Consider the following 17,641-nt stretch of genomic DNA (forward strand, 5'->3'; position numbering starts at 1 on the left):
TTCCACTTAAGCGGGCTGACGCAAATTCCTCCAGCTGGGAATGACCAGGAAACTTCCCAAACAAGAAGTCACAGGAGGAGCATTCTTTGGGGCTAAAGCGCCAGCGCCCGGTTTTACCTCATTCCGCAAGCGTCCTTGACTAATTATGGGGTCATATATGCCGATTCTCTTTTTGAGCGATTCCGGCCTGCACGGGGACTTGCTGTTCTCACTCGTATCTGAATCATTGCCAAACAGCTGGGAAAAAGCCGAATTTGGCAAGCAAAAACACTGTCTTAAAACCTACGATGCGATCATCGTCAACTGCTTCGGGCTCAACACCCAATCCTCGCCCGGCACCGAACTTCAGCACCTGAGAAGTATCGACCATCCCCGAGTGCTCCTGATCAACCTTCCCAATGACATGCCGTCACATATCAGCAAGCCGCTGGAAGAGCGCAAGTTTGTGTTTCTTTGCGACAACCGCACCGGGCAGCAGGAACTGCTTAAAAAACTCTCCCTGGGCATTCAGAACTCGCGCCAGCCCGGTGATACGGAATCCCGCTCGCGGCTACTTCTGACCAAGCGCGAGCAGGAAATCCTCGCCCAGCTCACCACCGGTGAACCCAACAGTATCATCGCCTCGCGCCTGCACCTCAGCGAGCACACGGTCAAAAACCATATGTACAACATATTCCGCAAGATCGGTGTAAAAAACCGCCTGCAGGCGAGCAACTGGGCGAAGCTGCACCTGGAAGCCGAGCGCATATGAATCCCCTGCGAACAGGCGTGCTGCTGTGTATGTTGCTGTCGGCGACCGCGGTCGCGCAGGAGGACAGCGGCACCCTGGAAGAATCGACCACGGCAGCAACCAGCGCCGGTATCGAGGATGAAATCAGCGGGTTCAATATTGACCAGACCATTACCCGCACCGGTCACGATTTTGCCCGGTTCATGAGTGAATATCGCAACCTGAATTATCCAGACAGTGATTACAACCTGACGATCCAGGAAAGACCGTCGGCCCGCTGGGGCAACCTGATCTGGATTACCTACAACAACAAAACCGTGTTTCGGCGCTTTATCAGTCCCAGCACCAACAATATTCGCCAGCTGGCGGAGGAAGCATCAAAAATGATTCACGAGATGGTGCTCCAGGAAAAAGTCCGCGCAGCGTTTACCGACCACTTTGACCTAGGCAAGGATGAACTCTGATGAAAACCATAAAATCGGCGAGCCTGCTCCTCGCTCCGGGCCTTGTTCTCTGCAGTAACCTGGCACTCGCCACCGAGCTGGTGTACGAGCCGCGCAATCCAAATTTTGGCGGCAACCCGCTAAATGGCGGCTACCTGATGCAAAACGCCCAGTCCCAGGACGACCACGAAGATCCGGACAATCCCGCCGATCTGTACCAACAGCCCAGTGCGCTGGACCGCTTCACCGACTCACTGGAAACCCGGCTGCTCAACCAGCTGCTCACCGATGTGGGTGATGGCAACAGCGGAGAGCTGATTACTGACGATTTTATCGTCCAGATCGTCGACAACGATGGCGTGTTGACCGTCCTGATCACCGATCGGGCCACCGGCGATAAAAGTGAAATCATCGTCAGCGGTCTCAATCCCACCAATTAACCCGATACCTGTAAACAGAAGACACTGAAAACCAAAAAAGGAAGCAGTTTTATCAGATCCCACTAGCAGCACCATGGACTGATCCGCAATCCCGAATAATCGCGAATAATACTGGAGACTAGCGTGATGTTTACAAGAGGTTCCAAACTTGTCACCGCCCTGTCATTTATGCTCGCCATAAGTGGCTGTACCGCTGTCAAGAAAACCGGTGATGCCCTGTTTGGCCCTGGCCTGCAAGAGGCACAATTGACACCTCGCAACAATACCTACCGCGATCTACTGGGGCTCCCACAGCCCAAGGGGAAAATACTGGCGGCGGTGTACAACTTCCGTGACCAGACAGGCCAGTACAAACCTGCACCCTCCAGCAGCTTTTCCACGGCGGTAACCCAGGGCGCGGCCTCAATGCTGATGAATGTGCTGAACGAATCCGGCTGGTTTATTCCCCTGGAACGCGAGGGGCTGCAGAACCTGCTCACGGAGCGCAAGATTGTTCGTGCCGCTCTGGCAAAACCCAACGCGCCGGAAAACAATGCCATGCTGCCGTCGCTGGTTGCCGCAAATATTCTCATCGAGGGCGGCATCGTTGCCTACGACACGAATATCCGTACCGGGGGTGCCGGTGCGCGCTATTTTGGCATTGGTGCCGATGAGCAGTACCGGGTAGATCAGGTTACCGTGAACCTGCGGGCGGTGGATATCCGTTCCGGCCGGGTGCTGCACTCGGTGCTCACCTCAAAAATGGTCTATTCCAAAGCCATCAGTGCCGACGTATTTCGCTTTGTGAAGTTCAAGCGACTGCTGGAAATCGAGGTGGGCACCACCACCAATGAGCCCGCGCAGCTGGCCATGCTCTCGGCGATGGAATCCGCCGTAATTCACCTGATCAGCCAGGGGATTGTTGCGAATTCATGGGCTCTCGATAACCCGGACGATATCAATAATCCGGTTTTGCAGTATTACCTGAACGAAGGCACCGCCATTCTCTAGGATGGCGGATACAGCGCACGGTCCCCTCACAAGGACAATTTTAAGAGAGACGATTCATGCTTTCACGGCCCGCCAGCCCTGGCTATTCATTGCGCTTGTTCACCCTCGCGGTTGCCCTTCTGGCAACCGGGCTCGCCGCGGCTCAGGAGATCGACGGCAGTGCCGGCGAGCTTGCCGCAACCAGTGAACTGGATCTTCCGCTGTTTGGATACTCGGTGGCAAATGCGGCGAATATCTACCAGGTCGGCAATTTCAACCACGTGTCCGCGCAACAACTCGGCACGGTGAACTTTCTGTCGGTGGATCAGGTGGGCTTCAAGAATCTACTGATCAGCCATCAGGCCGGTGAAGGCAACAGCACCATTGCCAGCCAGTCCGGGGATAGCAATATCGCCGCGCTACTGCAGGCCGGCTATGAAAATTTCATCCTGCTTGAACAGGTAGGTTACGCACACAAGGCTGACATCAGCCAATACGGCATGCGAAATTCCGCATCCGTCGAACAGATTGGCCTCTATCACAATGTCACAATCAACCAGCGCGGTAGCGGTTTAAGCACAGCGGTCACCCAGACCGGCGTCTCCATGACGACCACGATCAATCAGTACGATTGAAAGCGCCACCGACTTCCCCTTTTTCACAATTCCAGCTAACGGGTCTGCCATGCCACTGTCGCCACTAATCGCCTCTCTGCAGATACGGATACGGTTACTGACACGGTTACCCGTTGTACCTGCTACTCGCCGGCCAGATGTTCTCGGTCGATACATCCGTCACGCTTTGCTCCCGCTTGTTGCGGCGTTGCCGATGAATGCCAGCGCACAGCAAAATTCCGCCTACCAGTATCAGGAGGGACTGGATAATTTTGCGGCCATCCAACAGCAGTTCGACGGCACCCGCGAGAACACGCTGGTGCAGGAACAGGCCGGCGCGCAGAATACGGCGGAAGCCACCCAGGAACAGGAAGCGGACAGCGCCATTTACCAACAGCAAAACGGGGCGTTCAACGAGGCCCTGGTGCAACAGCAATACGGCAGCGGCAACAAGATATACAACGTGCAGATGGGCGCAGAAAATCGCGCAACCAGCCTGCAATCCGCAACCTACGGTAACCTCGCCAGAACTCGCCAGATCGGTTTCGGCAACGAAGCGGGCACGGTTCAGCTGAATGGGAATTTCAACGATGCCCGCATTAGTCAGTCCGGTATCGGCAATGTCGCCGACACGCTGCAGAACACCGGTTTTCATCTGAAAAGCACGACTGAACAGCAGGGGAACGACAACACGGCGTCTGTGCAGCAAAGCGGCGTCGACCATTTTTCCGCGGTGGTGCAACAGGGGGGATTCAATAAGAGCACCGTACAGCAATCTGGTGCCCTGCAGGAAGCTGAACTGTTGCAGGACGGGCTGGCCAACCAGGCCTATCTGATTCAGGATGATGACGGCAACCAGGCCAGCAGTGACCAGAACGGGAACTTCAACCAGCTGGTGATCCGTCAATCGGGCGCTGTAGGGCTGGGTGGCAGCCACCGGTCAGTAGTGAGCCAGGTTGGTACATTCAACGCCACCGCGATCTCGCAAACCGGCATTTCCGCCAGTGCCACCGTGACCCAGTTCGGCACCGGCAACTCGGTTTCCCTGTCCCATTGATATCAGGGCCTTCCGGCCCAGCGATGCGGCGCTCTCATTATCCAGTCACTGGGATTAATCACTCATTCCGTTTACCCGCCCCGCCAATGGACTCCCCGCCTATTTTCACAGAGCCGCCCTGACGGTTCGGACGCCGCAGAATGTCTCAGGCGCCAAAAAACCGATGTTTGGTTATGAAACCCCGTATTCCGGACTCATTATCGATTAAAAATTATACTTTCTTCCTACTTTTTCACCACTTCCCTCCTATAGCGCCCCCCCCTGATACCAGCAACACTCAATAACAAGATGATCATTTTTTGATCTTACCGGTTATTTTTCAAACTTATTGGCACCTGAGAACTCGTAACAGCCCGTCGCCAAATGCGGATGCGGATATCGCTCGCTGAGCTGGCAATCGTGGGCTCGCTGGAAATATTACGAGTCATGAAGAATTCGGTGATGAGGCCCCGCGCAGAGGCACGGATCAACGCCCACAGTCGCGCCGCCCGCACCTGACCCAATATGGCACTTCTTTTTTCCGTGCCATAACTAATCAGCACCCACGGGGCTGGTTGTACTTAACGTCCGAAGTAAAGGAGCAACTCATGAAGACGTTTTCCCCTATTGCCGCTGCCATTCTGCTGGCTGTAAGTGGTTCTGCCTTCGCTGCAAACAATACCGCAAACCTGACTCAGGTTGGTGTCGGTAACGGCGCCATCGCGGACCAGACCGGCCCGACCACCGATGACAACACCATTAACCAGGTACAGGTAGGTTTCTTCAACGGCGCTTACGCGGAACAAGACGGCGAAAGTAACAGCCTGATCAGCCAGACCCAGTTTGGTGTCGCTAACGGTGCTTTCTCACTGCAGACTGGTGGTATCGCGAACAGCGCGGCCATTCTGCAAGTGGGGGCGGCAAACGGTGCAGCGACCATTCAGGTTGCATCCGGTCTTTCTTCCGCCTCAATCACGCAAGCAGGCTTGTTCAACGGCGCGTCTGTGCTGCAAGCGGTGAGCCTGCTGAGCTCAGCATCCATTACCCAAACCGGCATCGCCAACACCGCCTCCGCGGTTCAGGTTTTGAGCCTGTTGAACTCCTCCGATATCAACCAGCTGGGTGTTGCGAACAACGCGGACTCTTTCCAGTCTGGCATTCTGCAGTCTTCCAGCATGACGCAAGTTGGCCTGGGCAACGACGCGGACACCCGTCAGATCGGCCTGTTCAATGAAGCAGACATTCTGCAAGTTGGTGTTGCCAACGAAGCGGACGTTTCTCAGCTGGGCGCAGCCAACTCTGGCACCACTGCACAGTTCGGCTTCCTGAACGACAGCTATATCGGCCAGGTAGGTGTTGGCCTGACTGCCACCACTACCCAGATCGGTGGCGCCAACAATGTACTGGTAGGCCAGATCGGCCTGGGTGATACCGCAACCTCCCTGCAGATTGGTTTCGGCAACAACGGCCTGATCCTGCAGTAATCCTGTAGCAGCGGTTGATGCAGCGAGCGGCTTACCCAGCCGCTCGTTGCCCGTCTCTTCTCCTAACCAACCCACTCCAGCTATTTCAGAAAAATTCCTTTCGTAGTGTGAAGTGAAGGAGTTCCAGTGAAGTACCTAGCTCATGTCAGCGCCTCTGTGCTATTCGCCATAAGCGGATTCGCCCTGGCCGACGAAAATACAGCAATTCTTACCCAAACCGGGGTAGCAAATACGGCAAGTGTCGACCAGACCGATGCCGGAGCTGTGGGCAATCTGATCCAGCAGACACAATCTGGATTTTTCAACCAGGCGAACGCCACCCAGGTTGCCGAGACTGACAGCGCCATCTTTCAGACGCAGAACGGAGGGTTCAATGACGCTTACGCATTGCAGTCCGGAGGTTCAAACAATGTAAGCAACGTTCAGCAGCTGGGGTTTGCGAACACCGCATCTACCTTCCAGCTGGGCTCAGCCAACAGTACAACGATCGTAATTCAGCAGGGCTTGAATAACGACGCGCGTATTGACCAGGTTGCCGGCACCGATAACGTGGCCGTCATCGAGCAGACCGGACTGGTGCACAATGCATATATCGGCCAGTTTTTCAGTGCCGGCTCGCAGGCTTATATATTCCAGGACGGGATAGGAAACGATGCGGGTATCCTTCAGGGCGGTGTTGGCCATACGGCGAGCATTACCCAATCGGGTGTGGCGAACGATGCCGGTATCGTACAAACAGGATTTTTCAATGACGCGAATATCATCCAGACTGGGTTTGGTAACGACGCACTCATTACCCAGACGGGATGGTTTAACGCAGCGTCCATTTCGCAGGACGGCTTGCTGAACAATGCCAACGTGTTACAGCTTGGCTTTGGCGGCCACACGGCCGTGGTCACCCAGATTGGCGGCCTGAACAATGCGAACGTAGTTCAGAGTGGCTTGAACGAAACAGCCATCGTGACCCAGATCGGGATTGGCAACCAGGCAACGGTTCTGCAGTAAGCTTTCTGCTTTTCAGAAACTAACAGGGCGGCCGATGGCCGCCCTGTTAGTTTCTATCCGGGAAATTTTCGGCATGATCCAGAGCCATTTTCGAACTGGCGCTTGCAGGCTTTAAATGCGAGTATTGATGGACTGAAGTACGGCAAGCTTTGTTACCTCATTAAAATAAAAAGAACTGCTTATGCCTGATCTGACTCGATCATTCCAGTCCTTTCTTTCCCGGTATAAACGCGCCATTGATGTAAAAAATGATTTGCGTGCCATCTTTATTCGCCCCCATGCACGCCATGCAACGCTAGATGGTGCACGCGCCATTACCATACTACTCATGGTGCTGTTTCACGTCATGTTCGGCGTCGCGGTACTACTCAGGGAAAATATTGCCAACCTCGATAACTTTATTGCCAACTTCCCTCGTCAACTGGGATGGTTATGGCAAAGCCAGGGGTCAGACCCACTGTTCGTGATGTGCGGATTGCTTGTGGCCTACACCCTGTTTCGGGAATACGACAAGCAGGGCAGCATTGATATACCGCGCTTTTACCGGCGCCGCCTGATGCGAATCATGCCACTGTTTTTACTTGCACTACTGATCTACCTGCCCACAGATAAAGATAATATCGAATTTGTACTCAGCAATCTGATATTCATGAGCAATTATATTTCGGGGCAGCGTACGGTGATTCCGGTCGGCTGGTCCCTAGATGTGCAGATGCACTTCTATCTGTTGCTACCATTTCTACTTTTATTGATGTACAAACTGCCTTTCCGTATCGGTTTTCTGGTGGGGCTGTTTGTGGCGAGCATCGCATGGCGGTATTTTATCGTCGCACGCAATCCCGAGATTTGGCAAACGCCCTTTTACCAGATTTTTTACGACAGCACCTTCGGCAGGTTGCTGGCGGACCAGCTCTACTACGATCTTGATGTACGTATCGGCTGCTTTTTCGCCGGCATGATTGTGGCGTATTTGCACTACTACCACGGCAAACAGATACAAGCATTTTTTGAACGGCATTTGCTTGTCAGCGCCCTGGTGGTAATTGCCGGAGCCGCAATGATTGTCGGGGCTTTGTATTTCCCCATGGAAAATAAATATCATCCCTTCTACGAAAACTTCGATCCGAATTTCAACCTCTGGCACCTGGTACTCAGCCGCTATACCTATACCACCGGACTGTGCTTTTTACTACTCTCCGCCCTCTGTCCCGCCGGGCTTGGGCGCGCGGTCAACTGGGTATTGTCATGGAAAGTCTGGCACCCGGTGGCGCAATTGATCTTCCCGATTTACCTGTTTCACTTCCCGTTTATCGTGATTGGTGCACTACTTACTTTCTGGACCGTCGACCGAGACTCCATCGCTGTGGTCCACGTCTGGCAGGTATTCTCCATCTTTTTCTGGGCGGTCCTGCTGACCATGGCCTTTTCCGTGTTGGCACACCTGTACGTGGAAAAGCCCTTCCTCAATATGCGCAAGGCTGACGGAGTCAAGGACCACAGCGCGATACCCAATACGGTAGATACGGCGATTGCCGAGAAGGCTTAAACCAGAACACCCCGGAACGAAACAGGGCGGCCAATGGCCGCCCTGTTTCGTTGTTCAAACGCGATCTTTTTTACAGATGCTCAACCGTATCAATCTCGTATTCCACCGATCCAGAAGGTGTGTTCACCACGACAATGTCTCCCTCTTCTTTGCCGATCAGCGCTCGCGCAATGGGCGAATTCACAGAGATCTTTTTCTGTTTTACATCCGCCTCATCGTCACCCACAATTTTGTAGGTTACTTCCGAATCATTTTCCATGTGAATGATGGTCACGGTGGTGCCAAAAATCACCTTGCCGGAAGGCTCGATGGAATGAACATCAATGACCTGGGCCATCGACAACTTGGCTTCGATTTCCTGAATACGGCCTTCAATAAATCCCTGCTTTTCCCGCGCCGCGTGGTACTCGGCGTTTTCTTTCAGGTCACCGTGTTCACGGGCCTCGGCGATGGCCTGAACAACAGCCGGACGCTGTACTTTCTTCAGGTCGTCCAGCTCTGTGCGCAGAGCCTCTGCGCCCTCAACGGTCATGGGTACGCGGTTCATGGGAACCTCCAGAATCTTCACATTTCGCAATGCGTTGCGATGCGTTTTTAGGTTAATTCTTAACGAAAAAGCTCCACCAGGCGGCGGAGCTTTCAAAAGCGGTGACCCTTGCGGGCCACCCGTATCAATGCTCGATCAGTCCTGCAGACGAATAACCCGCTGGTGCAGCTCCTGCAGGCTGCGCACCTTGTGTGGCTCCGCAATCTGCATGGCCATGGCCATGGCGCGGGCTGCCGCCAGGGTGGTGGTGTAGCAAACCTGATGGTTTTCGGCGCTGCGGCGGATATCCGCGGAGTCGCGAATGGCCTGACGGCCTTCGGTGGTATTCACCACCAGGGCAATCTCGTCGTTTTTGATCATATCGACGATATGCGGGCGCCCTTCGCTCATCTTGTTTACCGTTTTAACGGGAATATCCGCTTCTTGCAAGACCTTGGCAGTACCGCGTGTTGCGACCAGGTCAAAGCCGAGGCCCACCAGCTCGCGAGCTACGTCCACCACCCCGGGCTTGTCGACATCGCGCACCGAGATGAACACCTTACCGGACTCTGGCAGCGCATCACCAGCACCGATCAGGCCCTTGTCGAAGGCCTCGGCGAAGGTTTCGCCCACACCCATGACCTCACCGGTGGATTTCATCTCCGGGCCGAGAATCGGGTCGACCTTCGGGAACTTGTTGAACGGGAATACAGACTCTTTCACCGAGTAGTAATCCGGCACAATTTCTGTGGTGAAGCCCTGCTCCGCCAGGCTGGTACCCGCCTGGCAGCGCGCGGCGATTTTCGCCAGGGAAGTACCGATGCACTTGGAAACAAACGGCACGGTACGGGACGCGCGCGGGTTCACCTCGATCACGTAGATCTCGCCGCCCTGGTAGGCCAGCTGGGTGTTCATCAGGCCCACTACGCCCAGTTCGCGGGCCATGGCCTTGACCTGCTCGCGCATTTTGTCCTGCACGTCTGCCGGCAGGCTGTAGGGCGGCAGGGAGCAGGCGGAATCACCGGAGTGCACACCACACTGCTCAATGTGCTGCATGATCGCGCCGATCACCACGTCCTGTCCGTCGGATACCGCATCGATATCCACCTCGATGGCAGAGTGCAGGAAGTGATCCAGCAGTACCGGCGCATCCTCGGAAACTTCCACCGCTTCCTTCATGTAGGTCTTGAGTTCGTCTTCCTTGTAGACGATCTCCATGGCGCGGCCGCCGAGTACATAGGAGGGGCGCACTACCAGCGGGTAGCCCACTTCCTTGGCCTTCTGAATGGCTTCGTACTCGGAGCGCACGATCGCGTTTTGCGGCTGCTTGAGCCCCAGGCGCATGATCATCTGCTGGAAACGTTCACGGTCTTCCGCGCGGTCAATCTGTTCCGGGGTGGTGCCAATAATGGGCACCCCTTCATTGGCCAGGTAGCGCGCCAGGTTCAGCGGAGTCTGGCCGCCAAACTGTACGATCACGCCCACCGGTTTTTCCTTGCGCACGATTTCCAGTACATCTTCCAGGGTCACCGGCTCGAAGTAGAGGCGATCGGAGGTGTCGTAATCGGTGGAAACCGTCTCCGGGTTACAGTTGACCATGATGGTCTCGTAACCATCTTCGCGCATGGCCAGCGCGGCGTGTACACAACAGTAGTCGAACTCGATGCCCTGGCCGATACGGTTGGGGCCACCGCCGAGTACCATGATTTTTTTCTTGTCCGACGGCTCCGCTTCGCACTCCTCATCGTAGGTGGAGTACATGTAGGCGGTGCTGGTGGCAAATTCTGCAGCACAGGTGTCCACCCGCTTGTAGGCTGGGAAGACGCCCATTTTGTGGCGGAATTCACGCACGGTTTTCTGGCTAACGCCAAGCAGGTCGGCAAGGCGGCGGTCGGAGAAGCCCTTGCGCTTGAGGAAGCGCATGGTCTCGGCATTCAGCGCGGAAGTCGGCATGGACTTCAGCGGCTGCTCGATATCCACCAGCTCCTTGATCTGTACCAGGAACCAGGGGTCGATGCCGGAGAGCTCGTACACTTCGTCGATGCTCATGCCCACACGGAAGGCATCGCCCACGTACCAGATACGCTCGGCACCGGGCACCGACAGCTCGCGGCGCAGGCGTTCCATGGAGCCCACTTCCGCCGGATCAATCTTTGGCTCAAAACCGAAAGAGCCCACTTCCAGACCGCGCAGGGCCTTTTGCAGGGACTCTTGGAAGTTGCGGCCGATGGCCATGACTTCACCCACGGATTTCATCTGGGTAGTCAGGCGCGCATCCGCTTCACCAAACTTTTCAAAGGTGAAGCGCGGGATCTTGGTCACCACGTAGTCGATGGACGGCTCGAAGGACGCCGGGGTTGCACCGCCGGTGATATCGTTCTGCAGTTCATCCAGGGTGTAACCCACCGCCAGCTTGGCCGCCACTTTGGCGATCGGGAAGCCGGTGGCCTTGGAGGCCAGCGCGGAGGAGCGGGACACCCGCGGGTTCATCTCGATCACCACCATGCGGCCGGTTTTCGGGTCCATACCGAACTGCACGTTGGAGCCACCGGTTTCCACACCGATTTCACGCAATACCGCAATGGATGCATTCCGCATCAGCTGGTATTCCTTGTCGGTGAGGGTCTGGGCCGGGGCCACGGTGATGGAGTCACCGGTGTGCACGCCCATGGGGTCGAAGTTCTCGATGGCACACACGATGATGCAGTTGTCGTTTTTGTCACGCACAACTTCCATCTCGTACTCTTTCCAGCCAAGCAGGGATTCGTCGATCAACAGTTCATTGGTGGGCGACAGGTCGAGGCCGCGTTTGCAGATTTCCTCGAACTCCGGCCAGTTGTAGGCCACACCGCCACCGGAGCCACCCATGGTGAACGACGGACGAATAATCACCGGGAAACCGAACTCTTCCGGTACCTTTTTTGCCTCGTCCATGGTGTGCACGATCTTGGCTCGCGGGGTTTCGAGGCCGATAGCCTTCATCGCCTTGTCGAACAGGTCGCGGTCTTCCGCTTTTTCGATGGCGTTTTTGTCCGCACCAATCAGCTCACAACCAAATTCTTTCAGCACGCCGTGCTTGTCCAGTGCCAGGGCACAGTTCAGTGCGGTCTGGCCGCCCATAGTGGGCAGGATTGCGTCTGGGCGCTCTTTCTCGATGATCTTGGCTACGGTCTTCCACTCTACCGGCTCGATGTAAGTGGCATCCGCCATCGAGGGGTCGGTCATGATGGTGGCCGGGTTGGAGTTCACCAGGATCACCCGGAAACCCTCTTCGCGCAGGGCCTTACAGGCCTGGGCACCGGAGTAATCAAATTCACAGGCCTGACCGATGACGATGGGGCCCGCGCCGATGATCAGAATGCTTTTAATGTCTGTGCGTTTTGGCATCTTTCTTCCGTATCTAGCCGGCCGCGGCCGGTGGATAAAATTCTGGTCTTCGCTGATTTCGCTGCGAGAGTTTCGCTGCTACAGGAGAGGCGCCTAGCGGCGCGCTTCCATCATCTCGATAAACTGGTCAAACAGCGGTGCCACATCGTGCGGGCCGGGGCTCGCTTCCGGGTGCCCCTGGAAACTGAACGCCGGCTTGTCCTTGAGGCGAATGCCCTGCAAGGTGCCGTCGAACAGGGACTTGTGGGTGATTTCCACATTCTCCGGCAGGGAGTCCATGTCCACCGCAAAACCGTGGTTCTGCGCCGTAATCATCACCTTGGTGCTGTTCAGGTCCTGCACCGGGTGGTTACCCCCGTGATGGCCGAATTTCATTTTTGCGGTCTTGGCGCCAACCGCCAAGCCCAGCAACTGGTGCCCCAGGCAAATGCCGTAGGTGGGCAGGCCAGTGTCGAGGATTTCCCGAATCGCCTTGATCGCGTAATCGCAGGGCTCGGGGTCGCCGGGGCCGTTGGACAGGAAAACACCGTCCGGATTCATTGCCAGCACGTCAGAAGCCGGGGTTTCCGCCGGCACCACGGTGATGCTACAGCCGCGGTCCACCAGCATGCGCAGGATATTGCGCTTCACACCGAAGTCGTAGGCAACCACTTTGTAAGGCTGCGCCGCCGGTGCCGGCTTGTGGCCGGTACCGAGTTCCCAACTGCCCTCGTTGAAGTCGTACGGTTGCTTGGTGGAAACCACCTTGGCCAGGTCCATGCCCTTCAGGCCGGCAAACTCCTGAGCTTTTTTCAGGGCTTCCGCTTCGTCGATGCTCTCACCTTCCGGAGCACCGGCGACGATGCAGCCGCTCTGTGCACCCTTGTCGCGCAGGATACGGGTCAGGCGGCGGGTATCGATGTCGGCGATGCCGACGATATTGCGCGCCTTGAGGTAGTCCTCCAGGGACTGCTCGCTGCGGAAACTGGAAGCCAGCAACGGCAGGTCGCGAATCACCAGGCCCGCTGACCAGATTTCAGCACACTCTTCGTCTTCCGAGTTGGTGCCGGTGTTGCCGATATGCGGGTAGGTCAGGGTAACGATCTGGCGGGCGTAAGATGGATCCGTCAGGATTTCCTGATAACCAGTCATGGAGGTGTTGAAAACCACCTCACCAACGGTTGAGCCTTCCGCGCCAATGGCACGACCGCGAAAGACACTGCCATCGGCAAGCACCAGCAGTGCCGGGGTAGTGCTGGGCATCAGGGATTCCGGCGTGGGAACGGCGTTGTTCAATTCAATCTCCAATCGTCAGAACAGCTTCCGGGCGGGGCGAGAGGGGGCACTTTATGCGCCTTGCCAGGTGAAGTTTCAGCTGCAACTTTTTACCCTGAGCCCTTTATAAAAAAGCGAGATGAAACGTCTGCTTCATCTCGCTTGGTTATAGAGTTCTTCTCGGGCGCTCACTGAGGCTTTCACCTGGGCTCTCACTGTGTGGCCGGCAACCAGTTTCGGTGGTTAAGTGGGCGGAAAAACCGCCAGCACCGGCGCAAATTTGGGGCAGGAAAGCCACGGGCTCTGCGACCTGCTCCATCGCTCTCTACTGAGAGCCGATAAAGCCATAATTTGGCGCGGGCGACTACGGTGGGACCTTTCCAAGCCGGGCGCAGATTCTACGGGAAAACGCCGGCAACTGCCAGTACAAATTTACGCCAACCGGACAACCGTCGCCGCCAGGTCAGGCGGCTTATTTGACCGTGCGGGTCAGCCGGAACACGCTATTGCCCATATCCAGGTCGGCGCGGTCGAGCCGGGTCTTGTTCAGGCGCAGTGCCATGTTGTTGCCTGTGCCAGCAAAGGCCACCATGCCACCGATATGGGTAAAGCGACTGACGTCACTGACGGTGAGCACCGGGAAGAATTCCAGGGCACCAACGGCTTCGGCCATATGGCCGGCCTCCAGACCGTCGCCCATCACCACAATCTGGCAGCGGCGTGCGCGCATGGTCTCTCCATCGTTGACCGTCTCCAGGGCAACCATTCGCCCCTGAATCCGGTGGCGGTGAAAACGGGCTGTAAGCGGAGCCACCAGTGCCTCCTCCCCCATCACGCAAATGCGAAACGGTGCACCGGAACCATTGAAGACCTCGATGGGCCACTGGAAGTGATGGGCGAAGTGGACGATGTAATCCACCATAACCTTGCGCCCGAGATCGGTATCCGAGAGGAGCTCCGCACGCGCCGGAGGGACGGCCACCGCCACCACCAGTAACAGCTGGCACAGCAGCCAATGGAATGGTCGCGGCGAGATGGCATGGAGCTTTGTCTGGGGCATCGTTGGGGCACCGGGGCAATTAAACGCCCCGCATACGAACCGACCAGTCGCAGGGCACCCCTAAAGACTAGTCTCGGCAGCAGGCGCCCACCACGGGTGAAGCGCGAGCCGAGCGCCAAAAACCCGAACCCTCAGACTTTGAGGGAACAGGCTCTGAGGAAAGAGACGCTGGGGAGGCGGCACCGTCAAAACACGGCGCCTGCGAGGTTACTCGAGTGCCGGGTTAACCTTCATCCCCGGCATCAACCGGAGTGATGGCCGGGCGCCACTTCAGTGCTTTTTCAATGGCCAGAATCATGGAGCCAGCAACATCCTTGCGCGTGGCGCTTTCGATCCCCTCAAGGCCCGGCGAGGAGTTCACCTCCAGCAGCAGCGGCCCCTTTTTGGAGCGGATGATATCCACACCGGCCACTTTCAAGCCCAGGGTTTTGGCCGCCTTGATCGCCAGCTTGCGCTCCTCCGGCAGGATCTTCACCACGGAGGCCGTGCCCCCCTGATGGATGTTGGCGCGGAACTCACCCGGTGCAGCCTCCCGCTGAATGGCGGCGAACACCTTGCCATCCACCACGAACAGGCGCAGGTCTTTGCCCTGGGCCTCGCGGATAAACTCCTGCACCAGCAGATTCACTTTCAGCGACTTGAAGGCATTGATCACCGACTCTGCCGCCTTGCGGGTTTCCGCCAGCACCACACCGCGCCCCTGAGTCCCCTCGAGCAACTTCACGATCAGCGGCGCGCCGCCGACCATATCAATCAGCTCGTTGGTATCCATGGGCGAGTGGGCGAACCCGGAAATCGGGATATTCAAGCCACCCTCCTGCAGCAACTGCAGTGAGTAAAGCTTGTCGCGGGACTGGCTGATTGCAGCCGCGCCATTGAGTGCGTACACCCCCATGCTCTCAAAGTGACGGGTCAGGGCGCAGCCATAAAACGTCATACTGGGGCGAATGCGCGGAATAATCGCATCGAGGTTGTTGAGAATGCGCCCATCCCGGTAATGCACCTCCGGATCCGCCGAATCCAGTTTCATATAGCACTGGCGGATATTCAAAAAGGTCATGCGGTGGCCACGCTCGGCACCGGCTTCCATGATCCGCTGGTTACTGTACAGGTCCGGGTTGGAGGCGAGCACGCCAATACGCAGGCCGGTGCCCGACATGTGGTGCTCGTCCCGGTAGTATTCTTCCAGCTGGCTGGGAGGCATCTCCCCCAGGCAGAAACTCTCGGACGGGTCTACCAGCATGCGCCCCATCATCGCCTCGCGGCCCAGCAACATGCGATAGCCCATGGAGTCGCGGTTGGTGAGGGTGAGCTCGATATCCCACACGCTTCCGCCGATACTCATACTGGTTCTGATCACCAGGCGCTTTTCCGAGTCGCCGGAGGAACTGCGCACCGTGCGCCGGTCGAGCACCCGCGCCTCACAACGTACCCGCGGCCGACGTTGGTTCTGCAGGGGGTGCGCCTCAAAGCTCACCCACGGCTCGCCGCCGCGATTGAATTGCTGAATGTTGTAGGCGTGCAGGCACGACGTTTTGGCACCGGAGTCTACCCGTGCCTTGATCGCGGGAATACCAAGCCCCGGAAAGGCACACCACTCTTCGCTGCCAACAATGATCTTCTTATCCAAGTGTCGCTCCTTAAAAGCGTATTCTTTGCGGAGTTATTTCAACCCCAAAACGTCGCGCATATCGTACTGTCCGGCAGCACAACCAGTTAACCACCCGGCAGCGCGCACTGCGCCACGGGCAAATGCCAGGCGGCTGCTGGCCTTGTGGGTAATCTCAATACGTTCGCCATCGGCAAGAAACGATACCGTGTGCTCGCCGACCACGTCGCCGCCGCGCACTGTGGCAAAGCCAATGGTTTCGCGCTCACGGGCACCGGTCTGGCCTTCGCGCCCGTAGACCGCCACCTTCGACAGGTCGCGACCGAGGGTGTCGGCGATCACCTCCCCCATACTGAGCGCCGTACCAGAAGGGGCATCCACCTTGTGCCGGTGGTGGGCCTCGACAATCTCGATATCCACATCGTCACCCAGCACGCGGGCGGCCGTCTCCAGCAGGTTAAAGCATAGATTCACCCCGGTGGAAAAATTGGTGGCAAAACACAGCGGGATTTTGTCGCCGGCACTCAACATGGTCGCCTTCTGGTCCGGCGTAAAGCCGGTGGTACCGATCACAATGGCCTTACCGTGCTCGGCACAGTAGGCGGCGTTCTCCAGCGTGGCCTCGGGTGAGGTGAAATCGATCAGCACATCAAAGTCCGCTTGCGCCAGGCTGTCCACCACGGCCAAACCATTGCGCCCCAGGCCCGCCACTTCCCCGGCGTCCGCACCCACCAGGCTGGAACCTGGCCGCACGATCGCCGCACTCAGCCTGGCCTTGCCGTCTTTCTCCGCGTAAGCCACGGCTTCTGCCAGTACCCGGCCCATGCGGCCACCAAATCCTGTGATTGCGATGCTTACTGCCATGACCCCTGACTCTCCTGTTCTGTGACCGGGCGTGCGAAAAGCGCGGATTCTACTCCGGTTTGCCCCTGCGGCAATACCGTTCTGAGCGGATGAGCTCGCCCCCCAACATAACAGAGCACTGACTGCCGGGTATGCCTTGCGGCACCAAAATCCTCTACTAAGCTGGTACTAACAGGTAGATTGGAGCGCCAAATATGTCTCGGGATTGCCACGCCCCGTTCTGGTCATCGCTTTCCGCTGCGATTTTCGCCTTGCTACTGGTTGCCGCCATCTCCACCGGCAAGGCGGCTGCAGGGGGGCTCGGCGACGACTTCTGGGAGAAGTACGACGACATCACCGACTGGATCACGCTGCGACTGAAGCTGACCCCGGAACAGGAAGAAAAAGCCCTGCCGCTGATGCAGAAAAACTTTGAGCTAAAGCTTGCGATCCTGGAGGACTACGGTTTCGAGCGCGGCAAAATGCCGAAGCTTACCCGGGAACAGAAAGAAGAACTGGATGCGAAAATCGTTGCGGTGCGCGCCGCTACCCGCGTCGAAATGGTGAAAATTCTGAACGCGGAGCAACTGGAAGAACTGAAGAAAATCCAGCAGGAATACCACGATGAATTTCGGCGCAGACTGGCGGAGAACTGAAAACCGTGCGGCACTACCGACCAGTGAATCCGACCGGTG

Annotated in this window: 16 protein-coding genes and 1 pseudogene; 10 read left to right on the plus strand and 7 right to left on the minus strand. The window is 57.0% G+C overall.

The window, feature by feature from the left end:
* Positions 1-157: 157 nt before the first annotated feature.
* The 9 genes from AU182_RS16815 to AU182_RS15260 all read left to right on the plus strand — a co-directional run bounded on the left by AU182_RS16815 (position 158) and on the right by AU182_RS15260 (position 8,267).
* The gene (locus AU182_RS16815; RefSeq protein WP_066967081.1) at positions 158-751 is read left to right on the plus strand and encodes a helix-turn-helix transcriptional regulator; all 594 of its coding nucleotides are present in this window, start codon (positions 158-160) and stop codon (positions 749-751) included.
* Positions 748-1,194 (plus strand): curli production assembly/transport protein CsgE, encoded by a 447-nt coding sequence (locus AU182_RS15225; protein ID WP_227718293.1) that lies wholly within the window; start codon positions 748-750, stop codon positions 1,192-1,194. Before AU182_RS16815 ends, AU182_RS15225 begins: the two co-directional genes overlap by 4 nt.
* A complete protein-coding gene (locus AU182_RS15230) occupies positions 1,194-1,613 on the plus strand; it encodes a curli assembly protein CsgF (RefSeq protein ID WP_082859469.1) in 420 nt (139 codons plus the stop codon). The genes AU182_RS15225 and AU182_RS15230 overlap by 1 nt, the downstream gene beginning before the upstream one ends.
* A gap of 126 nt (positions 1,614-1,739) precedes the next feature.
* Positions 1,740-2,603 (plus strand): CsgG/HfaB family protein, encoded by an 864-nt coding sequence (locus tag AU182_RS15235; protein WP_066967085.1) that lies wholly within the window; start codon positions 1,740-1,742, stop codon positions 2,601-2,603.
* 56 nt (positions 2,604-2,659) lie between these two features.
* On the plus strand, positions 2,660-3,217 hold the full coding sequence (locus AU182_RS15240) for a hypothetical protein (protein WP_082859470.1): 558 nt from the start codon (positions 2,660-2,662) through the stop codon (positions 3,215-3,217).
* Positions 3,218-3,410: 193 nt separating this feature from the next.
* Complete coding sequence (locus tag AU182_RS15245) at positions 3,411-4,253, plus strand: hypothetical protein (protein ID WP_066967091.1); 843 nt, start codon at positions 3,411-3,413, stop codon at positions 4,251-4,253.
* Positions 4,254-4,840: 587 nt separating this feature from the next.
* Positions 4,841-5,716, plus strand: coding sequence for a hypothetical protein (locus AU182_RS15250; protein WP_066967095.1), 876 nt, complete (start codon positions 4,841-4,843; stop codon positions 5,714-5,716).
* 126 nt (positions 5,717-5,842) lie between these two features.
* Positions 5,843-6,721 carry a hypothetical protein gene (locus AU182_RS15255; protein WP_066967098.1) on the plus strand — a complete coding sequence of 293 codons (879 nt, stop codon included), beginning with the start codon at positions 5,843-5,845 and terminating at the stop codon, positions 6,719-6,721.
* Positions 6,722-6,902: 181 nt separating this feature from the next.
* Positions 6,903-8,267, plus strand: a complete 1,365-nt coding sequence (locus tag AU182_RS15260) for an acyltransferase (protein WP_066967101.1) — start codon at positions 6,903-6,905, stop codon at positions 8,265-8,267.
* Positions 8,268-8,337: 70 nt separating this feature from the next.
* Here the strand turns inward: AU182_RS15260 and greA are convergent, their stop codons facing one another.
* From greA to dapB, 7 genes and pseudogenes are all read right to left on the minus strand, one after another.
* Complete coding sequence (gene greA, locus AU182_RS15265) at positions 8,338-8,814, minus strand: transcription elongation factor GreA (protein ID WP_066967104.1); 477 nt, start codon at positions 8,812-8,814, stop codon at positions 8,338-8,340.
* 135 nt (positions 8,815-8,949) lie between these two features.
* Positions 8,950-12,180: a carbamoyl-phosphate synthase large subunit gene (carB, locus tag AU182_RS15270; RefSeq protein ID WP_066967107.1), complete on the minus strand. Its 3,231-nt coding sequence runs from the start codon at positions 12,178-12,180 to the stop codon at positions 8,950-8,952.
* Positions 12,181-12,273: 93 nt separating this feature from the next.
* Entirely contained in the window at positions 12,274-13,422 is a 1,149-nt protein-coding gene (carA, locus tag AU182_RS15275; protein ID WP_066968258.1) for a glutamine-hydrolyzing carbamoyl-phosphate synthase small subunit, read from the minus strand.
* Between the two features lie 484 nt (positions 13,423-13,906).
* Positions 13,907-14,494, minus strand: coding sequence for a YfiR family protein (locus AU182_RS15280; protein WP_153039250.1), 588 nt, complete (start codon positions 14,492-14,494; stop codon positions 13,907-13,909).
* A gap of 223 nt (positions 14,495-14,717) precedes the next feature.
* Positions 14,718-15,638: a 30S ribosomal protein S6--L-glutamate ligase gene (gene rimK, locus AU182_RS15285; protein ID WP_227718324.1), complete on the minus strand. Its 921-nt coding sequence runs from the start codon at positions 15,636-15,638 to the stop codon at positions 14,718-14,720.
* Positions 15,639-15,722: 84 nt separating this feature from the next.
* A pseudogene (locus tag AU182_RS16820) lies at positions 15,723-16,124 on the minus strand (ATP-dependent zinc protease); the annotation flags it as partial.
* Positions 16,125-16,157: 33 nt separating this feature from the next.
* A complete protein-coding gene (dapB, locus tag AU182_RS15290) occupies positions 16,158-16,967 on the minus strand; it encodes a 4-hydroxy-tetrahydrodipicolinate reductase (protein WP_066967113.1) in 810 nt (269 codons plus the stop codon).
* Positions 16,968-17,161: 194 nt separating this feature from the next.
* Between dapB and AU182_RS15295 the strand changes: the two genes are divergently transcribed.
* The gene (locus tag AU182_RS15295) at positions 17,162-17,602 is read left to right on the plus strand and encodes a hypothetical protein (RefSeq protein ID WP_153039251.1); all 441 of its coding nucleotides are present in this window, start codon (positions 17,162-17,164) and stop codon (positions 17,600-17,602) included.
* Positions 17,603-17,641: the final 39 nt, after the last annotated feature.

This window comes from Microbulbifer sp. Q7 (genome assembly GCF_001639145.1).
GTDB lineage: Bacteria > Pseudomonadota > Gammaproteobacteria > Pseudomonadales > Cellvibrionaceae > Microbulbifer.

Bases quoted from the DNA above. Each gene is read 5' to 3' on its own strand.
- AU182_RS15260 (WP_066967101.1), top strand. From the start codon at position 6,903: ATGCCTGATCTGACTCGATCATTCCAGTCCTTTCTTTCCCGGTATAAA.
- AU182_RS15230 (WP_082859469.1), top strand. From the start codon at position 1,194: ATGAAAACCATAAAATCGGCGAGCCTGCTCCTCGCTCCGGGCCTTGTT.
- AU182_RS15235 (WP_066967085.1), top strand. From the start codon at position 1,740: ATGTTTACAAGAGGTTCCAAACTTGTCACCGCCCTGTCATTTATGCTC.
- AU182_RS15280 (WP_153039250.1), bottom strand. From the start codon at position 14,494: ATGCCCCAGACAAAGCTCCATGCCATCTCGCCGCGACCATTCCATTGG.
- AU182_RS15245 (WP_066967091.1), top strand. From the start codon at position 3,411: ATGAATGCCAGCGCACAGCAAAATTCCGCCTACCAGTATCAGGAGGGA.
- AU182_RS15240 (WP_082859470.1), top strand. From the start codon at position 2,660: ATGCTTTCACGGCCCGCCAGCCCTGGCTATTCATTGCGCTTGTTCACC.
- AU182_RS15225 (WP_227718293.1), top strand. From the start codon at position 748: ATGAATCCCCTGCGAACAGGCGTGCTGCTGTGTATGTTGCTGTCGGCG.
- AU182_RS15250 (WP_066967095.1), top strand. From the start codon at position 4,841: ATGAAGACGTTTTCCCCTATTGCCGCTGCCATTCTGCTGGCTGTAAGT.
- AU182_RS16815 (WP_066967081.1), top strand. From the start codon at position 158: ATGCCGATTCTCTTTTTGAGCGATTCCGGCCTGCACGGGGACTTGCTG.
- greA (WP_066967104.1), bottom strand. From the start codon at position 8,814: ATGAACCGCGTACCCATGACCGTTGAGGGCGCAGAGGCTCTGCGCACA.
- carA (WP_066968258.1), bottom strand. From the start codon at position 13,422: ATGCCCAGCACTACCCCGGCACTGCTGGTGCTTGCCGATGGCAGTGTC.
- dapB (WP_066967113.1), bottom strand. From the start codon at position 16,967: ATGGCAGTAAGCATCGCAATCACAGGATTTGGTGGCCGCATGGGCCGG.
- carB (WP_066967107.1), bottom strand. From the start codon at position 12,180: ATGCCAAAACGCACAGACATTAAAAGCATTCTGATCATCGGCGCGGGC.
- AU182_RS15295 (WP_153039251.1), top strand. From the start codon at position 17,162: ATGTCTCGGGATTGCCACGCCCCGTTCTGGTCATCGCTTTCCGCTGCG.